Origin of the sequence: Blautia sp. CAG:237 (assembly GCF_000436615.1) — a bacterium.
Taxonomy (GTDB): Bacteria; Bacillota; Clostridia; order Lachnospirales; family Lachnospiraceae; genus Blautia_A; species Blautia_A intestinihominis.
The window spans coordinates 42557-58560 of record NZ_FR886747.1 but is presented as its reverse complement, the minus strand read 5'-3'; the positions used below and the strand labels follow the sequence as shown (position 1 = coordinate 58560).

Here is a 16004-nt window from a genome sequence, read left to right as displayed (position 1 = left end):
GATATCACAAGAAAAACGGTCACAGACAGCAGTTCACTAAAGTTAAAATCGAAAAGATCAACGCTTAATCTGGTGTTTGCATGATTACAGTGACAGTCAGTAAGAAGAACAATTCCTATATCAGTTTTACATCCAAAGGACATGCCGGATACGCAGAAGAGGGATACGACATCATATGTGCCGCTGTCTCCACTCTCGTAATCAACACGGTAAATTCTCTGGATCAGCTGACGAAAGATCATATAGAGGCAGAGGAGAGTGACGGCTTCGTATCCTTCACTTTTACCGAACCGATTTCAGAAGGGGGAACTCTTCTGATGGATTCCCTTGTTCTCGGACTGACAGAAATTGAGCATAGTTATTCAAAACGTTATTTAAAAGTAAAAGTCAGGGAGGTGTAATGACATGATGAAAATGAACCTTCAGTTATTCGCACATAAAAAAGGTGTTGGTTCTACAAAGAACGGCCGTGACTCCGAGTCTAAGAGATTAGGTGCCAAAAGAGCAGACGGACAGTTTGTTAAAGCTGGAAACATCCTTTACAGACAGCGTGGAACAAAGATTCACCCAGGTGAAAATGTAGGCTGCGGTAAAGACTATACATTATTTGCACTGACAGATGGTGTAGTAAGATTCACCAGAAAAGGACGCGATAAGAAACAGGTTTCTATCGTTCCGGTAGAGGCAGAATAATCAAGTTCAGCGTAAGGCTTCAAATCGTTCAGGTTTGGAGCCTTTCTTTGAATTCAAAATAAAAGAGGAGCGACATATATGTTTGCAGACAGAGCAAAAATTATCATCCGTTCAGGAAAAGGCGGAGATGGACATGTAAGCTTCCGCCGAGAGCTGTACGTGCCGAATGGCGGTCCTGACGGCGGAGACGGAGGAAGAGGCGGAGACGTGATCTTCGAAGTGGACGAAGGTCAGAATACGCTTGGAGAATACCGTCATAAGAGAAAATTTAAGGCACAGGACGGACAGGAAGGCGGCAAGAAACGCTGCCACGGAGCTGACGGCGATGATATCGTCCTCAAAGTTCCAGAAGGGACCGTTATCATGGAAGCACAGTCACGCAAGGTCATTGCGGATATGTCCGGTGAAAACCGCAGACAGATCGTGCTCAAAGGAGGAAGAGGCGGCAAAGGAAACCAGCATTATGCGACAGCAACCATGCAGGTTCCGAAGTATGCACAGCCGGGACAGCCTGCACAGGAGCTGGAAGTTCTTCTGGAACTTAAGGTGATCGCAGACGTAGGACTTGTAGGATTCCCGAATGTCGGCAAATCCACTTTCCTTTCCAGAGTCACCAATGCACAGCCAAAGATCGCCAATTATCACTTCACAACACTGAGTCCGAACCTTGGTGTGGTAGATACTGAGAATGGCGGATTTGTTATCGCAGATATCCCGGGACTGATCGAGGGAGCATCTGAGGGTGTTGGTCTTGGACATGAATTCCTGAGACACATTGAGCGTACCCGTGTCCTTGTGCATATCGTAGATGCTGCATCTACAGAAGGCCGTGATCCGGTGGACGATATCCATAAGATCAACAAGGAACTGGAAGCATACAATCCGGAGATCGCAGCAAGACCGCAACTCATTGCGGCAAACAAAATCGACTGCATTTTTGACGACGGAGAGGAAAATCCGATCGACCGTCTCAAAGCAGAATTTGAACCACAGGGGATCAAAGTTTACCCGATCTCAGCAGTAACAGGTCAGGGGCTTAAGGAACTCATTTATGGGATCAAAGAGCTTCTGAACAGCGCACCGGCAGAGAGGATCGTATTTGAACAGGAATTCTTCCCGGAGGACGAACTGTTTGCAGAGAATCTTCCATTTACAGTAGAGAGAGATCCGGATGATCCGGAGATCTTCATCGTAGAGGGACCGAAGATCGAAAAGATGCTCGGATATACCAACCTCGATTCCGAGAAAGGCTTCGCATTCTTCCAGCGTTTCCTCAAAGAAGGCGGAATCCTTGAGGAACTGGAAAAAGCTGGTATCGAAGAAGGAAACACAGTCCGTATGTACGGCTTTGACTTTGATTATTACAAATAGAAAGGTCTGAAAATATGACAAGCAAACAGAGAGCATACCTGAAAGGGCTTGCAATGAAAATGGAACCGATCATGCAGCTTGGCAAAGGATCTGTCACACCGGAAAACACAGCGGCTGTTGACGAAGCACTTGCAGCAAGAGAGCTGATCAAGATCAGTGTACTTCAGAACTGCCTGGATGACCCGCGTCAGATGGCAGAGGTTCTGGCAGAAAGAACACATGCCCAGGTCGTACAGGTCATCGGACGAAAGATCGTTCTGTACCGCGAAGGCAAGAAAGAAAAGAAAAAGATCATTCTTCCGTAACATCAGGGAGGAACAGGTATGGAGAACAGACGAAAAAAAATCGGCATCATGGGAGGAACGTTTGATCCCATCCATGTCGGACATCTGATCCTTGGAGAGAAGGCATACGAACAGCTTGGACTTGACAAGATCTTATTTATGCCGGCCGGGAATCCTCCGCACAAGAGGAACCGTAAGGGAAGGGCATCTGATGAACAGAGAGTTGAGATGGTGAATCTGGCGATCCAGGGAAACCCGCACTTTGAACTTTCTCTGATCGAGATGAATGCAGAGGGATTTACCTATACCTATCGTACTCTGGAGACCCTTAAGAAACAGAATCCGGATACGGATTATTACTTTATTATAGGAGCCGATTCTCTGTATAACTTTGCAACCTGGATGGAGCCTGCCCGGATCTGCCAGGCGTGTACGATCGTTGTTGCGACCAGAGACCACGTGCCTGTAAAAAATCTGGATCAGGAGATGACGTATCTCTCAAAGCAGTATGGAGGATGTTTTATCCGACTGGAGACGCTCAATATCGACATTTCCAGTCAGCTTCTGCGTCAGTGGCATCAGGAAGACAAGAGTATCCGCTATTATGTGCCGGATGCAGTTGTAAATTATATTGAGGAGAATCAGATCTATCATCCGTCTGAGATGATACCTGATCTGACTCCGACAGAGGGAGATAACGTAAAGATGGCAGATTATGATTTCATAAAAATGCAGAAGAAACTGGCAAAATATCTTGATGAAGACCGATATGCACATACCCTTGGCGTGATGTATACCTGCGCATCCCTGGCGATGGTCCATGGATATGACCTCAAAGATGCACAGGCTGCAGGGCTTCTTCATGACAGTGCCAAATGCATTCCAAACAAGAAAAAGCTTAAGATGTGTGAAGAACATAAAATTCCGGTTACAGAGTTTGAAAAAACACATCCGTTTCTTCTTCATGCAAAATTAGGGGCATATGTTGCAGAAGTCAAGTATGGAATCAAGGATAAAGAGATCCTTTCTTCCATTACTTATCATACAACCGGAAGACCAGACATGTCTCTTCTGGAAAAGATCGTATATATCGCAGACTACATTGAGCCGGCGAGAAACAAAGCACCAAATCTCACCAAAGTAAGAAAACTTGCTTTTGAGGATCTGGATGAGTGCATGTACGAGATTCTCAAGGATACACTTTCCTACCTTGAAGAAAATCCGAAGGACGTCGATTCTGCAACAAAAGAAGCATTTGAATTTTACAGCGATTTGCATAACACCAGGTTTGGGGATAAAACACAGGCCTGATGCAGAAAGGAATAGAAGCTATGAACAAAGAACTGGAAATGGTACGTCTTGCCTGCAAAGCCATGGATGAGAAGAAAGCGATCGATATCAAAGTGATCGACATCCATGAGGTTTCCGTGATCGCAGATTATTTCGTGATTGCAAGCGGAAGTAACTTAAATCAGGTACAGGCAATGGTAGACAACGTAGAGGAACAGCTCGGACGTGCCGGCTATGAGCCGAAACAGGTCGAGGGAACAAGAGGTTCCAACTGGATCCTTATGGACTACGGTGATCTGATCATCCATGTATTTGATGAAGAAAACCGTCTTTTCTATGATCTGGAGAGAATCTGGAGAGATGGAAAAGAAGTCGATGTGGAAGAGTTTTTGAAATAATTTACCATAAATATATTATGTAAACAAATAAAGCAAATACTAAAGCTCCGGATCAAAAACAGTCCGGAGCTTTAGTTATGCATAAAATTATTCAAAGCACAGGAAAGATCGATCCTTACTGAAAGAAGCGGAATACACCAAAGACTTTGCCGAGAATCTGAAGATTATCCTGAACCAGAATCGGATCCATGGAATCGTTCTCCGGCTGAAGACGATAGTAGCCGTCTTCCTTATAGAAAGTCTTTACAGTGGCGGAGTCCTCAACGAGTGCAACAACGATATCTCCGTTCTCTGCAGACGCCTGCTGTTTCACAAGAACCTGATCTCCGTCGAAGATCCCGGCATTGATCATACTGTCACCCTTGACGCGGAGCATAAAACTCTGCTCATTCGGCATGAATTCTGCCGGAACAGGAAAATACGTCTCGATATTCTCGACTGCGAGGATCGGCTGACCTGCTGCTACGGTGCCGATGAGAGGAACATTAACAACCTCTCTGCGGACAAGGTTAAAATTGTCATCAATGATCTCAATTGCTCTTGGTTTGGTCGCATCTCTGCGGATATAACCGTTCTTCTCCAGGGCTTCCAGATGAGAATGTACGGAAGATGTGGATTTCAGATGAACTGCTTCACAAATTTCTCTTACGGCAGGAGGGAAGCCTCTGTTCAGGATTTCGTTTTTGATGTAATCCAGAATCTCCTGCTGTTTTTTACTGATTCTGCCATAAGCCATAGATATACCTCCAGGTTCACGATACTTTACTATACACAAATTTATTATAGCACAGTCTGGACAAAATAGCAAACAGATATTCGGAAAATACGTTCGAGATTTCCTGACAGATCAAGAAATTATCTGCTTTTTCTTGTCATTGCAGGATGAAAATGGTACAATGATGGATGCAAAATACAAAGATTGATATAAAGGAGGCATTTTTTGTGCCTGATAATCAGAAAAATTCCGGTAATCATCCAGGTTCTCTTTCGAAGATTCGAAAGATCTTTGGGTTGAATATAGGCACTATGTTATTTGGGTGTCTTTTGATTTATATGTTGTTCAGTGCTGTGCTGTATCTGACTTCTACGAATATTGAATCGTATCTGGTCATTTCAGGACCTCTGTCAAGAAATGAAACTTATACAGGGCTTGCACTTCGCGAAGAGTCTGTTCACCAGGCAGAGACCAGTGGATATGTGAGTTATTATGCAAGAGAGGGAAGTAAGATCAATGCCAGCGGAGCTGTTTATGGCATCAGCAGTACACAGCCTTCAGAAACCACATCGGAACTGAGTGCAGAGCAGCTTTCACAGATTCGCAGTAATATGCTCAGCTTTTCCAAAGGATTTAATTCCAGCAGGTTCAACAGTACATATAGTTTTAAATATGAACTGGAGGGAGATATCCTTCAGTATGCACAGGCCCCGGGAAGTAGTACTGCGACGGTTTCTTCTGCATCATCAGATTCTTCTGATGAAAGTGCAGACAGTGTGCCGGCAGTTTCGACAGCATCTTATGCCGGTCAGACACTGAGCAAGGCAGATACGGACGGGATTGTGTTGTATTCTGTCGACGGATATGAAGGAAAAAGCCTGGAAAACCTTACAGCAGAGGACTTTGACCAGACCGCATATCATGAGACAGATCTTAAGAACCAAGGAACAGTTAATGCGGGTGACAATATGTACACGCTGGTAACGGATGAGCGGTGGAGTCTTTTGATACCGCTCAGCGGCAAGCAGGCAGCAAAACTGAAGGATCGTACTTCTGTTCGTGTCAAATTTATGAAAGATGGAATGACACAGAGCGGAGATTTCAGTATTGTGGAAATTGACAAAGCAAAATATGGAAAAATAGATTTTAACAAAGGTCTGATCCGTTACGCGGCAGACCGCTTTCTTGAGATTGAGTTGGTAACTAACACGGTTACAGGACTTAAGATCCCGTTGTCTTCGATTGTAACAAAGGAATTTTATAAGATTCCTTCTGCATACCTGACAGTGAATAAAGATCAGGAATCAGGAATTATGATCCAGAGCACGGACAAAAATGGAAATACGACACAGAAGTTTGTCAAGGCGACTGTTTACGGAGAAGATGAACTGGAAAGTACAGAAGAAGAGGAGTCTCCGGGAAGTATCTATTATATTGATATGAGTAATTTCAAAGAGGGAGATGTGGCAGTCGACACAGAGAATCAGAGTAAATATGTGATAAGAGAGGTTGGAGTTCTGGAAGGTACATATTGTATCAATCAGGGATATGCTGTTTTCCGACGGATTCAGATCCTGGATCAGAATGAGGAATACGCAATTATATCCAGAGAGACTCGTTACGGGCTTTCCAGATATGATCATATTGTCAGAAATGCCGATAAGGTAGATGAGCAGGAAATTTTATATTAAAAGTTGTATAAGCTAAGGAGGCTGATATTATGGTAACAGAGAATCTGAATCAGGTCAGAGAAAATATTAAAGCAGCATGCGAGGCAGCAGGACGCGATCCAAAGGAAGTAACGTTGATCGCAGTCAGCAAGACGAAGCCGGTTCATATGCTTCAGGAAGCATATGATGCAGGTGCGAGAGTATTCGGAGAAAATAAAGTACAGGAGATCACGGACAAATATCCGCAGCTGCCAAAGGATATCCAGTGGCATATGATCGGACATCTTCAGAGAAATAAAGTGAAATATATCGTGGACAAAGTTGCTCTGATCCATTCTGTGGATTCTCTCAGGCTGGCACAGACAATTGAACAGGAAGCTGCAAAGCATGATGTCTGCGTTCCGATCCTTCTGGAAGTCAATGTCGCACAGGAGGAGACGAAATTTGGACTTAAAACAGAAGAAGTTCTTCCTCTGGTGGAATCTATCGCGAAGTTTCCGCATATAAAGATACAGGGGCTTATGACAATTGCGCCTTATGTACAAAATCCAGAAGAAAATCGACCGATTTTCCGTCAATTAAAAAAATTAAGTGTTGACATTGCGGCCAAAAACATTAATAATGTTACTATGAGTGTTTTAAGCATGGGTATGACTGGGGATTATCAGGTTGCTGTGCAGGAAGGCGCTACAATGGTGCGTGTTGGAACTGGAATATTTGGCGAGCGAGATTACTCAAAACAGGCACAGGACAAATAAGATTGGAGATTGAAATGGGCGTTTTAGATAAACTTTTGGACGTTGTAAAGCTGAATGATGAATATGAGGAGGATGACTTCCTTGATGAAGGACTTCTTGACGAGGACGATGAGGATTTCCTTGACGACGAGGACGATGAAGAGAAACCGGTAAAGAAATTCTTCCAGAAATTCGGCAAAAAGAAAGAAGAGAATGATTTTTTTGACGAGGACGAAGAAGATGAGGAAGAAGAGCCAGTAAAGGCAGAGGTGAAGCAGCCTGCACCGAAGCAGACCTTTAAAACCACTTCTGCACCAAAGCAGGACAAGCCAGTACGTACTTCTTCCAAGATCACACCAATGAGAAGCAGCAGAAGATCCAGTCTTCCTGTAAATATGGAAGTCTGTGTCATCAAACCGTCTTCTATGGAGGATACACGTGAGATCGCAGATACTCTCGTTGAGAAATCTACAGTTGTTCTGAATCTGGAAGGTATTGATGTAGAACTTGCACAGAGGATCATTGATTTTACATCAGGTGCATGTTATTCCCTCGGTGGAAGCCTTCAGAAAGTATCCAGCTATATCTTTATCCTTGGACCAGAAGGTGTAGATATCACAGGTGACCTTCAGAATATTCTTGGAAGCACTTCTACTCCTTCTGTAAGAGCAGGTTATTAATGCACAATGGAAAAAGAAGAATTTTTCATTAAGAGAATCCGGGAACTGGCAAATCTTTCTTATCGGAGAGACATTGTCACATTTTCGGATTTCCTTAATTTAAACGAACAAAATATCGTAAACAACCGAAAGAATCAGATTCCTGGTGTAGTGACGGAATGCTTCGGCGGTTATGAGCAAGCAGAGCGTCAGATGATAGCGTTTCATCCTGATGCTCTTGCTTTTACCTGGGAATATCCGATCACCTGTCTTAAGGTTGAACCGAAGGCCAGAAAATTTTCAGAGGACCTGGGCCATAGGGATTATCTGGGGGCAGTCTTAAACCTTGGGATCGAGCGTTCCGTGATCGGGGATATTCTGATCCAGGAACATACGGCCTGGATCTTCTGCCACAACAAGATCGCAGATTTTCTTGTGGATAATCTTGATCGGATCCGTCATACTGCGGTGAAGGTTTCTGTTGTGGATAACCCGGAGCATTATCCGGAACCACAGTTTGCACTTGTCACAGGAACCTGTTCTTCGGTACGTCTGGATGCGCTGATCGCACTTGCTTTTCAGGCTTCCAGAAGCAGCATGGTTTCTTTTATCGAGAACGGGCAGGTTTTTGTAAATGGCAAACTCATCACTTCCAATGGCTATGAGCCGAAGGAAGGGGATATCATATCAGTCCGCGGAAAGGGACGTTTCATCTTTGACGGAGTTTCCCGGCAGACAAAAAAGGGACGGAACAGTGTGAAGCTGCGCCGTTATCAGTAAATCACAGAGGAGGCAGACATGGCAGAAGAAATTTTACAGGTAAAAAGAAATGGAGATTTTTATTATCCGATCTATTTTGAAGAGGGATTTGACAGACTTGCAGACGCGATCTGTACAGAGGGACTGGAAGGACGTAATCTCTGTATTGTGACAGACACCCATGTGGAACCTCTTTACGCAGAGGAAGTAAAGCGTGTTCTTACGCAGGTTGCATCCAGAGTCTCTGTCTTTGTCTTTGAGGCAGGTGAGAGAAACAAGAACCTGAATACGGTGCAGCAGTTATACAAGGCACTGATCGAGAATCAGCTTGACCGCAAGAGTCTTGTGGTTGCGCTTGGCGGCGGTGTGGTAGGCGATCTCTCCGGATTTGGAGCAGCGACGTATCTCCGAGGCATTGACTTTATCCAGATCCCGACAACACTTCTCTCTCAGGTGGACAGCAGTGTAGGCGGCAAGACAGGTGTGGACCTTGACCAGTACAAAAACATGGTCGGAGCTTTTCATCAGCCGCGCCTTGTCTATATGAACATGAATACACTGAAATCCCTCCCACCGGTAGAGTTTGCCTGCGGAATGGGTGAAGTACTTAAGACAGGTCTGATCTGTGATGCGGATTTTTATGAATATGTGCTTGCAAACCATGAGGCGATCCGTGCCCTCGATACTGCTGCCCTGGCAAAAATGATCCGCCGCTGCTGTGAGATCAAGGCCGGTGTTGTAGAGCGTGATCCGAAGGAACAGGGAGAACGTGCACTTCTGAATCTTGGTCATACTGTGGGACATGCAGTGGAGAAACTCAAGGATTTCCAGCTGCTGCACGGACAGTGCGTTGCGATCGGACTTGTGGCTGCTGCTTATATTTCCTGGAAGAGAGAGCTCCTCACAGAAGAAGAATATAACAGGATCAGAGAAGGCTGTCTTCTTTATGATCTTCCTGTCAGTGCAGAAGGTCTTGACGAGGCAGCAGTCCTTGCGGTCACCAAAAAGGACAAGAAGATGGAACAGGGACAGATCAAATTTGTGCTGATGAAGGGAATAGGAAACAGTTTTATTGACCGTTCTGTAAGTGATGAGGAATTGCTGGAGGGAATCAGGGAGATCCTTAAATGAAAAAACAGGATACGTTTGACACAGGAAGGACTACAATTCTATGTAGCGGACTGATCCTTGTACTGATCTTGCTGGATCAGGTTGCGAAGCATGAAGCTCTTTTGCACCTGAAGGATCACAGTAGTATCTCATTGATACCAGGTGTACTGGAACTTGCTTATGTAGAGAACCGCGGCATGGCATTTGGCATGCTGGAGGGCAGACAGTTCTTATTTGGCGGCATGTGTGTGATATTCTGCATTGCACTGATCTGGGTCTTTGTCAGGATACCGAAGAACAGATATTATCTGCCACTGCTGCTCACAGGAGCAGTATTGTTTGGCGGGGCAGCAGGGAACTTTATTGACCGGCTGTTCCGAGGATATGTGGTGGATTTTATCTATTTTTCCCTGATCGATTTTCCTGTGTTTAATATTGCGGATATCTATGTGGTATGCGGCGGGATCGTGCTGGTGCTTCTGGTAGTCTTTAAATACAAAGATGAAGACTTTGAATTCCTGAGTTCAAAGATAAAGGATAAATAATCTATGGAAACAATAAATTTTAAAGTGGATGTGGAAAAAGCCGGCATCCGTATTGACCGCTATCTTGCGGATGTATGCCTGGACTTTTCCAGATCTTATCTGCAGAAACTTCTCAAAGACCAGATGGTTTCTGTAAATGGCAAAGTAGTAAAGGCAAATTATAAGACGCGGGCGGGTGACGAGGTGGCACTTCAGGTGCCGGATATGCAGCCGCTCGATATCAAACCGGAAGAGATCCCTCTTGATATCCTGTATGAGGATGAATGGCTGATGGTGGTAAATAAGCCAAAGGATATGGTCGTGCATCCAAGTGCCGGACATATGGAGGGAACTCTGGTCAATGCAGTCATGGCGCACTGCGGTGAGCATCTCTCCGGGATCAATGGCGTTCTGCGCCCCGGAATCGTGCACAGGATCGACAAGGACACAACAGGGGCACTTCTTATCTGCAAGGAGGACGGAGCCCACAGAGACCTTGCAGAGCAGCTCAAGGAGCACAGTATCAAACGAAGATATCGTGCTGTCGTGCAGGGGAACATCAAAGAAGATGAGGGAACTGTTGATGCTCCGGTAGGAAGACATCCGATCGACCGCAAAAAAATGGCGATCAATCATAAGAACGGCAAGGAAGCTGTGACACATTATAAGGTCCTGGAACGTTTCGACAATGCGACGTATATCGAGTGCCGCCTGGAAACGGGACGTACGCACCAGATCCGTGTGCATATGGCAAGCCTTGGCTATCCGCTTCTCGGCGATACGGTGTATGGATCATCCAAAAATCCATATCATCTCCAGGGACAGGCACTTCATGCAATGATCCTGGGATTCCGTCATCCGGTGACGGGGGAATATCTGGAATTTACGGCACCGCTTCCGGAGTATTTCGAGAAACTTCTCGATAAATTGCGTAAGTAAAGAATCAAGAGACTTTTCTGGCAAATTGTTGGTCTAATTTTAGGAAAATTGTAAAATAATTATAAATTGTTGGCATTTTCAGAAAAAATAATGTATAATACTTCTATAGTTTTTGCAGAAGGGAGTGCACAGCTTATGAATAGTACAAGTTCAATCATCACAATCGGACGTGAATATGGAAGTGGAGGAAGACAGATCGGTCAGGAGATCGCCAAATATTTCGGGATCAAATGTTACGATAAGGAACTTCTGGAGCATGCCGCAAATGACAGTGGTATCTGCAAGGAACTGTTTGAGAATCATGATGAGAAACCGACCAACAGTTTTCTGTATTCTCTGGTCATGGATACCTATTCTTTTGGATATTCTTCCGCAGGATTTTCGGATATGCCGATGAACCACAAGATCTTCCTTGCACAGTTTGATGCGATCAAGAAACTGGCAGATGAGGGCCCGTGTGTTATGGTAGGCCGCTGTGCAGATTATGCGCTGGCAGACTGGAAGGACTGCTTTAGTGTATTTGTACATGCAGATCTTGACTGGCGGATCAACCGTCTTGCAGCCAAACACAACAAATCTCCAAAAGAAGCCAAGGACATGATCACCAAGACCGATAAGAGCAGGGCAAGCTACTATAACTACTACACCAACAAGAAATGGGGAGCAGCCAAGAGCTATAATCTCTGCATCGACAGTAGCAAGCTCGGTATCGAGAACAGCGTCAGAACGATCATAGAAGCGATCAAGATCTTTGACGAGAGCAAAAATAAATAAAAGTTTCAGCAAAGAAGTCCTCTGGCAGTGTGTCAGGGGACTTTAGCTTAGGGGAGGAACACTATGAGCCACACATCGATCCTGCAGTTTCGTACAGCCAATTGTAAAAACTGTTATAAATGTATCCGCAACTGTCCCGTAAAGGCGATCAGGGTCACAAATCAGCAGGCACAGATCATTGAAGAACAATGTATTCTCTGCGAGAAATGTATCGCTGTCTGTCCTCAGCACGCAAAGGTAGAACACGACGATATCCCGGCTATCCAAAGAGTGATTGCGTCCAGCAAAAAGGTGATCGCGTCTGTACATCCTGCTTATCTTGCAAGATATGGCTGGTACAGTATTGGTGATCTGGAAAAATATCTGCAAAAAATGGGTTTCTGGCAAGTATTTGACGCGGCGCAGGGAGCAGCTGTGATGAAGGAAGAATATACCAGGCTTCTGCGGGAACAACAGCAGAAAAAACTGGTGATCTCATCGAACTGTCCGGTGGTGGTGCGGCTGATCGAGACGAAATATCCTCATCTGACAGAATATCTGGCTCCGGTTTATTCTATGAAGCAGATGCATGCAGCATATTTAAGAGAGCAATATCCAGACGCATCTATCGTATACATCAGCCCGTGTATTTCTGTAATGTCAGAACTGAAAGAGCGCCAGTCATGCGCGGATTATGTAATTACATTTGGAGAGCTGAATAACTGGATGAAGGATATCCAGGAAAAACCAGAACGAGAGGATCAAAAAGACGTATATCTTTCAAGAATGACCGCGGTAAGCGGAGGTCTGATACAGGCAATGCAGCCGATAAACGGACAGAAGTACCTGTCGGTAGATGGAATAGATCAGTGCAAGGAAATCTTAAAGGAACTGAGGACAGGAGATTATGCAGATTATTTCATAGAAATGAACGCCTGTACAAACGGATGTATCGGCGGGGCTTATTCTTTGCAACAGGAAAAGAAACTGCTGGATGCGCTGATCGCGATCAGAGAGCTTTCCATGAAAAATGGTCAGGTAGATTATCAGAAAGATCATCATATCCAGATGCCGGAGATTCCGGAAAGGAAATTTGTGCAGGAGGAAACCTATCCGGAAAAAGCGATCACAAAAGAACAGTTTACCCATGTGATGCACGAAATGGGCAAATATACAAAAGAGGATGAACTGAACTGCGGCGCCTGCGGCTATGACACCTGCAGGGCAAAGGCGATCGCTGTTATCCAGGGCAAAGCGGAAGTATCTATGTGCATTCCTTATATGAGAGAAAAACAGGAAGACTACGCCAATATTATCATTGAGGCTATGCCGGGACTTCTGGTCACGGTAGATTATGACCTTAATATCATACAGATGAACAAAGCGGCGAATGATCTGTTTGATATTTCCAGAAAAAAGCAGCTCCTTGGAAAAGCGGTGGGCGAGATCATGGATGATTATCCGATCATAAATATGATCGCTTTTAACCGGGAGATCGTACAGGACTGTATCTATCTGAATGAACAGAAACGTTATATAGAACGTGTTCTTACAAATGACCGGAAGAATAAACTGATCTTATGTATCATGAAAGATGTGACCAGAGAAAAGGAGAGCGAAAAGAAGCAGAACCGTGCCAAGGCAGAGGCAGTTCAGATGGCAGATAAACTGGCGGCGGAACAACTTCGGATCGTGCATGAGATCGCCAGTCTTCTGGGAGAAACGGCAGCAGATACCAAAGTGGCTATTGAAGAGCTGAAGCAGACCATTTTGCAGGAGATAAAGTAGGATGGAAAAGAAGAAATACGAGACGATACAAACGATAGGAGATATTCCGACAGGATTCGGTAGGGTCAGCCTCAACAAGAAGAAAGAAAAGATCTGCGGTGACTATTATACAGTGATCACAGATACAGATCAGACAGTACTGGTGCTTTCTGACGGATTGGGAAGCGGGGTAAAGGCCAATATTCTGGCTACGCTGACTGCCAGAATGCTCAGTATCATGATCGCAAGGAATATGGACATCCGGACAGCCGTAAAAGCTGTTGCAGATACGCTTCCAATCTGCAGTGTACGCAATCTGGCGTATGCTACTTTTACTGTATTAGTGTCAGAAGGGAATGGAATCTGTCTTCTGCAGTACGATAATCCGGATGCTATTTTGCTTCGTAATGGAAAAAGTGTGGATTATCATCGGGATATTCTAATGTTCGGAGAAAAAGAGATCCACCAGAGTTATTTTCAGTTTCGGACAGGCGATATGCTGATACTTATGAGTGACGGTGTCACCAATGCCGGAATGGGCAAAACCACCTATGGCGGCTGGGGAAGGGAGGAAGTACTGAAATTCTGTGAACAGCGTTACCATAAGGGAATGAGTGCACAGGAGATGGCATCTGACATTGCAGATGCGGGTGTGGCCCTGAATATGGATGAGACGGATGATGACCTTACGGTATTGACTCTGACAGGAATGAAGAAAAACGTAGTGAACATTATGGTCGGGCCGCCGGCAGACCGGGCGGATGACCGCAGTTATTTTACGACTTTTTTTGAAAAAGAGGGAATACGCATCGTATGTGGTGGGACCACGGCAAAGCTGGTCGCGGATTATCTGGGAGAAGAGGTAGCCGGGATTCCCGGTACCGGAACAGAAGAAGTTCCAGCCATGTCGCAGATCAAAGGCATTGACCTGGTAACGGAGGGGCTTCTGACTTTACAGAAGGTGATCGATTACTATGAGGATTTCAGCGAAGACAGGCTGTATTATAATCGGATCATCAAGAAGAAGGATGCGGCAGCAGAACTGTTTCGGATATTGTTTGCCGAAGCTACGGAGATCAATTTTTTCTTTGGAAATGCACTGAATGAAAATTATACAGCACTTCATATTGAACGTGAAAAGAAAAAGAATCTGGCACTGGAACTGATCGAAGCTTTAAAATCCGAAGGAAAAAAAGTGAAGATCTGCTTCTGGTGCGTATAAATGAGGAAAATGGAGAAGAATGCAATGATAACAAGACAGGATTTAATAAATCAGATAGAACGCTATCAGCCGTTTAATGAGCAGGAAGAAGCAGATAAATTTCTGATCTTACAATGGATCAGGGAGAATGATAACGCATTCTTAAGGGAAAACACCGTTGCCCATATGACGGCTTCTGCCTGGGTGGTGAACAAAGACCGGAGCAAGGTACTTATGGTATATCACAATATCTATGATTCCTGGTCGTGGCTTGGGGGACATGCGGATGGAGAGACGGATCTTCTTGCGGTTGCGCTTCGTGAGGTAAAAGAAGAAGCGGGGATCTCGCATGTGCGCCCGGTATCGGAGGAGATCTTTTCTCTGGAATCTCTTACGGTGGATGGGCATGTCAAGAAGGGAAAGTATGTATCCAGCCATCTGCACCTGAATGTGACGTATCTTCTGGAAGCAGACTGCGAGGAAGCAGTTTCGATCAAAGCAGATGAAAACAGTGGAGTAGCCTGGTTTTCTCCGGAAGAAGCATTAAAGAAGTCTACAGAGCCATGGTTTGTAGAACGTGTATATGCGAAATTGATAGAAAAAACGAAAAAAGAAAGATGTCAGTAGCAGATTTGTGCTATAATATTTGGAAATAAAGATAAAACAGGAGAATTTTATGAGACTGGTTGTACAGAGAGTACTTCAGGCAGAAGTACAGGTAGATGGACAGAGTATAGGCAAAATAGGCAGGGGCTTTCTGGTGCTGGTAGGTGTCGGAAAGGATGACACAAAGGAGATTGCAGACAAATACCTCAAGAAGCTGCTGGGACTTCGTATTTTTGAGGATGAGAATGGAAAGACAAATCTTTCTCTCAAAGATGTTAGCGGGGAACTGCTTCTTGTTTCGCAGTTTACGCTCTATGCAAACTGTAAGAAGGGAAACAGACCAAGCTTTATCGAGGCGGGTGAACCGGACAAGGCGGAAGCTTTGTATGAATATATGATCGAGGAAGCATCAAAGAGCGTTCCGGTCGTACAGCATGGAAGCTTTGGGGCAGACATGAAGGTTTCTCTTATCAATGACGGACCTTTTACGATCCTTCTGGATGAGCATATTTTATAAGATACCGAAGA

19 protein-coding genes and 1 pseudogene are annotated in these 16004 nt (G+C 44.8%); 19 read left to right on the top strand and 1 reads right to left on the bottom strand.

All coding sequences use genetic code 11. The features are described from left to right. The first annotated feature begins 80 nt into the window (after window positions 1-80). The 7 genes and pseudogenes from QZL69_RS09780 (at window position 81) to rsfS (ending at window position 4036) form a co-directional block, all read left to right on the top strand. Complete coding sequence (locus QZL69_RS09780; protein WP_022215028.1) at window positions 81-401, top strand: ribosomal-processing cysteine protease Prp; 321 nt, start codon at window positions 81-83, stop codon at window positions 399-401. Window positions 402-405: 4 nt separating this feature from the next. Next, entirely contained in the window at window positions 406-693 is a 288-nt protein-coding gene (gene rpmA, locus QZL69_RS09775) for a 50S ribosomal protein L27 (RefSeq protein WP_005422790.1), read from the top strand. 78 nt (window positions 694-771) lie between these two features. After that, on the top strand, window positions 772-2064 hold the full coding sequence (gene obgE, locus QZL69_RS09770) for a GTPase ObgE (RefSeq protein ID WP_022215027.1): 1293 nt from the start codon (window positions 772-774) through the stop codon (window positions 2062-2064). Window positions 2065-2078: 14 nt separating this feature from the next. Beyond that, a complete protein-coding gene (gene yhbY, locus QZL69_RS09765) occupies window positions 2079-2369 on the top strand; it encodes a ribosome assembly RNA-binding protein YhbY (RefSeq protein WP_022215026.1) in 291 nt (96 codons plus the stop codon). Window positions 2370-2387: 18 nt separating this feature from the next. Next, a pseudogene (gene nadD, locus QZL69_RS14015) lies at window positions 2388-3011 on the top strand (nicotinate-nucleotide adenylyltransferase); the annotation flags it as partial. A 42-nt stretch (window positions 3012-3053) separates the two neighbouring features. Continuing rightward, window positions 3054-3659, top strand: a complete 606-nt coding sequence (gene yqeK, locus QZL69_RS14010) for a bis(5'-nucleosyl)-tetraphosphatase (symmetrical) YqeK (RefSeq protein ID WP_118252981.1) — start codon at window positions 3054-3056, stop codon at window positions 3657-3659. A gap of 20 nt (window positions 3660-3679) precedes the next feature. Beyond that, complete coding sequence (gene rsfS, locus QZL69_RS09750; RefSeq protein WP_118252978.1) at window positions 3680-4036, top strand: ribosome silencing factor; 357 nt, start codon at window positions 3680-3682, stop codon at window positions 4034-4036. A 115-nt stretch (window positions 4037-4151) separates the two neighbouring features. Here rsfS and lexA read toward each other — a convergent pair whose 3' ends face one another. Then, window positions 4152-4772, bottom strand: a complete 621-nt coding sequence (gene lexA / locus QZL69_RS09745; protein WP_022215023.1) for a transcriptional repressor LexA — start codon at window positions 4770-4772, stop codon at window positions 4152-4154. 206 nt (window positions 4773-4978) lie between these two features. On the opposite strand from lexA, the gene QZL69_RS09740 reads away from it, so the two are divergent. The 12 genes from QZL69_RS09740 (at window position 4979) to dtd (ending at window position 15993) form a co-directional block, all read left to right on the top strand. After that, complete coding sequence (locus QZL69_RS09740; RefSeq protein WP_022215022.1) at window positions 4979-6442, top strand: HlyD family efflux transporter periplasmic adaptor subunit; 1464 nt, start codon at window positions 4979-4981, stop codon at window positions 6440-6442. A gap of 29 nt (window positions 6443-6471) precedes the next feature. Further along, window positions 6472-7179, top strand: coding sequence for a YggS family pyridoxal phosphate-dependent enzyme (locus QZL69_RS09735; RefSeq protein WP_022215021.1), 708 nt, complete (start codon window positions 6472-6474; stop codon window positions 7177-7179). A gap of 14 nt (window positions 7180-7193) precedes the next feature. Next, complete coding sequence (locus QZL69_RS09730) at window positions 7194-7838, top strand: cell division protein SepF (RefSeq protein WP_022215020.1); 645 nt, start codon at window positions 7194-7196, stop codon at window positions 7836-7838. Between the two features lie 6 nt (window positions 7839-7844). Beyond that, complete coding sequence (locus QZL69_RS09725; protein WP_022215019.1) at window positions 7845-8597, top strand: YlmH family RNA-binding protein; 753 nt, start codon at window positions 7845-7847, stop codon at window positions 8595-8597. A gap of 18 nt (window positions 8598-8615) precedes the next feature. Beyond that, window positions 8616-9707, top strand: coding sequence for a 3-dehydroquinate synthase (gene aroB / locus QZL69_RS09720; RefSeq protein WP_022215018.1), 1092 nt, complete (start codon window positions 8616-8618; stop codon window positions 9705-9707). Beyond that, on the top strand, window positions 9704-10231 hold the full coding sequence (gene lspA / locus QZL69_RS09715) for a signal peptidase II (RefSeq protein WP_022215017.1): 528 nt from the start codon (window positions 9704-9706) through the stop codon (window positions 10229-10231). Before aroB ends, lspA begins: the two co-directional genes overlap by 4 nt. A gap of 3 nt (window positions 10232-10234) precedes the next feature. Then, window positions 10235-11149, top strand: coding sequence for an RluA family pseudouridine synthase (locus tag QZL69_RS09710; RefSeq protein WP_022215016.1), 915 nt, complete (start codon window positions 10235-10237; stop codon window positions 11147-11149). Between the two features lie 135 nt (window positions 11150-11284). Continuing rightward, a complete protein-coding gene (locus QZL69_RS09705; RefSeq protein WP_022215015.1) occupies window positions 11285-11923 on the top strand; it encodes an AAA family ATPase in 639 nt (212 codons plus the stop codon). 63 nt (window positions 11924-11986) lie between these two features. Then, window positions 11987-13690, top strand: coding sequence for a [Fe-Fe] hydrogenase large subunit C-terminal domain-containing protein (locus tag QZL69_RS09700; protein ID WP_022215014.1), 1704 nt, complete (start codon window positions 11987-11989; stop codon window positions 13688-13690). A 1-nt stretch (window position 13691) separates the two neighbouring features. Next, a complete protein-coding gene (locus tag QZL69_RS09695) occupies window positions 13692-14891 on the top strand; it encodes a SpoIIE family protein phosphatase (protein WP_022215013.1) in 1200 nt (399 codons plus the stop codon). A gap of 24 nt (window positions 14892-14915) precedes the next feature. Further along, on the top strand, window positions 14916-15497 hold the full coding sequence (locus tag QZL69_RS09690; RefSeq protein ID WP_022215012.1) for an NUDIX hydrolase: 582 nt from the start codon (window positions 14916-14918) through the stop codon (window positions 15495-15497). Between the two features lie 49 nt (window positions 15498-15546). Beyond that, window positions 15547-15993, top strand: coding sequence for a D-aminoacyl-tRNA deacylase (dtd, locus tag QZL69_RS09685; RefSeq protein WP_022215011.1), 447 nt, complete (start codon window positions 15547-15549; stop codon window positions 15991-15993). Window positions 15994-16004: the final 11 nt, after the last annotated feature.

What these genes read in the sequence shown, in the direction of transcription:
- QZL69_RS09725 (WP_022215019.1), top strand. Translation starts at nt 7,845, where the DNA reads ATGGAAAAAGAAGAATTTTTCATTAAGAGAATCCGGGAACTGGCAAAT.
- QZL69_RS09710 (WP_022215016.1), top strand. Translation starts at nt 10,235, where the DNA reads ATGGAAACAATAAATTTTAAAGTGGATGTGGAAAAAGCCGGCATCCGT.
- yqeK (WP_118252981.1), top strand. Translation starts at nt 3,054, where the DNA reads ATGGCAGATTATGATTTCATAAAAATGCAGAAGAAACTGGCAAAATAT.
- rpmA (WP_005422790.1), top strand. Translation starts at nt 406, where the DNA reads ATGATGAAAATGAACCTTCAGTTATTCGCACATAAAAAAGGTGTTGGT.
- yhbY (WP_022215026.1), top strand. Translation starts at nt 2,079, where the DNA reads ATGACAAGCAAACAGAGAGCATACCTGAAAGGGCTTGCAATGAAAATG.
- lexA (WP_022215023.1), bottom strand. Translation starts at nt 4,772, where the DNA reads ATGGCTTATGGCAGAATCAGTAAAAAACAGCAGGAGATTCTGGATTAC.
- lspA (WP_022215017.1), top strand. Translation starts at nt 9,704, where the DNA reads ATGAAAAAACAGGATACGTTTGACACAGGAAGGACTACAATTCTATGT.
- QZL69_RS09695 (WP_022215013.1), top strand. Translation starts at nt 13,692, where the DNA reads ATGGAAAAGAAGAAATACGAGACGATACAAACGATAGGAGATATTCCG.
- dtd (WP_022215011.1), top strand. Translation starts at nt 15,547, where the DNA reads ATGAGACTGGTTGTACAGAGAGTACTTCAGGCAGAAGTACAGGTAGAT.
- aroB (WP_022215018.1), top strand. Translation starts at nt 8,616, where the DNA reads ATGGCAGAAGAAATTTTACAGGTAAAAAGAAATGGAGATTTTTATTAT.
- QZL69_RS09735 (WP_022215021.1), top strand. Translation starts at nt 6,472, where the DNA reads ATGGTAACAGAGAATCTGAATCAGGTCAGAGAAAATATTAAAGCAGCA.
- QZL69_RS09700 (WP_022215014.1), top strand. Translation starts at nt 11,987, where the DNA reads ATGAGCCACACATCGATCCTGCAGTTTCGTACAGCCAATTGTAAAAAC.
- QZL69_RS09730 (WP_022215020.1), top strand. Translation starts at nt 7,194, where the DNA reads ATGGGCGTTTTAGATAAACTTTTGGACGTTGTAAAGCTGAATGATGAA.
- QZL69_RS09690 (WP_022215012.1), top strand. Translation starts at nt 14,916, where the DNA reads ATGATAACAAGACAGGATTTAATAAATCAGATAGAACGCTATCAGCCG.
- QZL69_RS09705 (WP_022215015.1), top strand. Translation starts at nt 11,285, where the DNA reads ATGAATAGTACAAGTTCAATCATCACAATCGGACGTGAATATGGAAGT.
- obgE (WP_022215027.1), top strand. Translation starts at nt 772, where the DNA reads ATGTTTGCAGACAGAGCAAAAATTATCATCCGTTCAGGAAAAGGCGGA.
- QZL69_RS09780 (WP_022215028.1), top strand. Translation starts at nt 81, where the DNA reads ATGATTACAGTGACAGTCAGTAAGAAGAACAATTCCTATATCAGTTTT.
- rsfS (WP_118252978.1), top strand. Translation starts at nt 3,680, where the DNA reads ATGAACAAAGAACTGGAAATGGTACGTCTTGCCTGCAAAGCCATGGAT.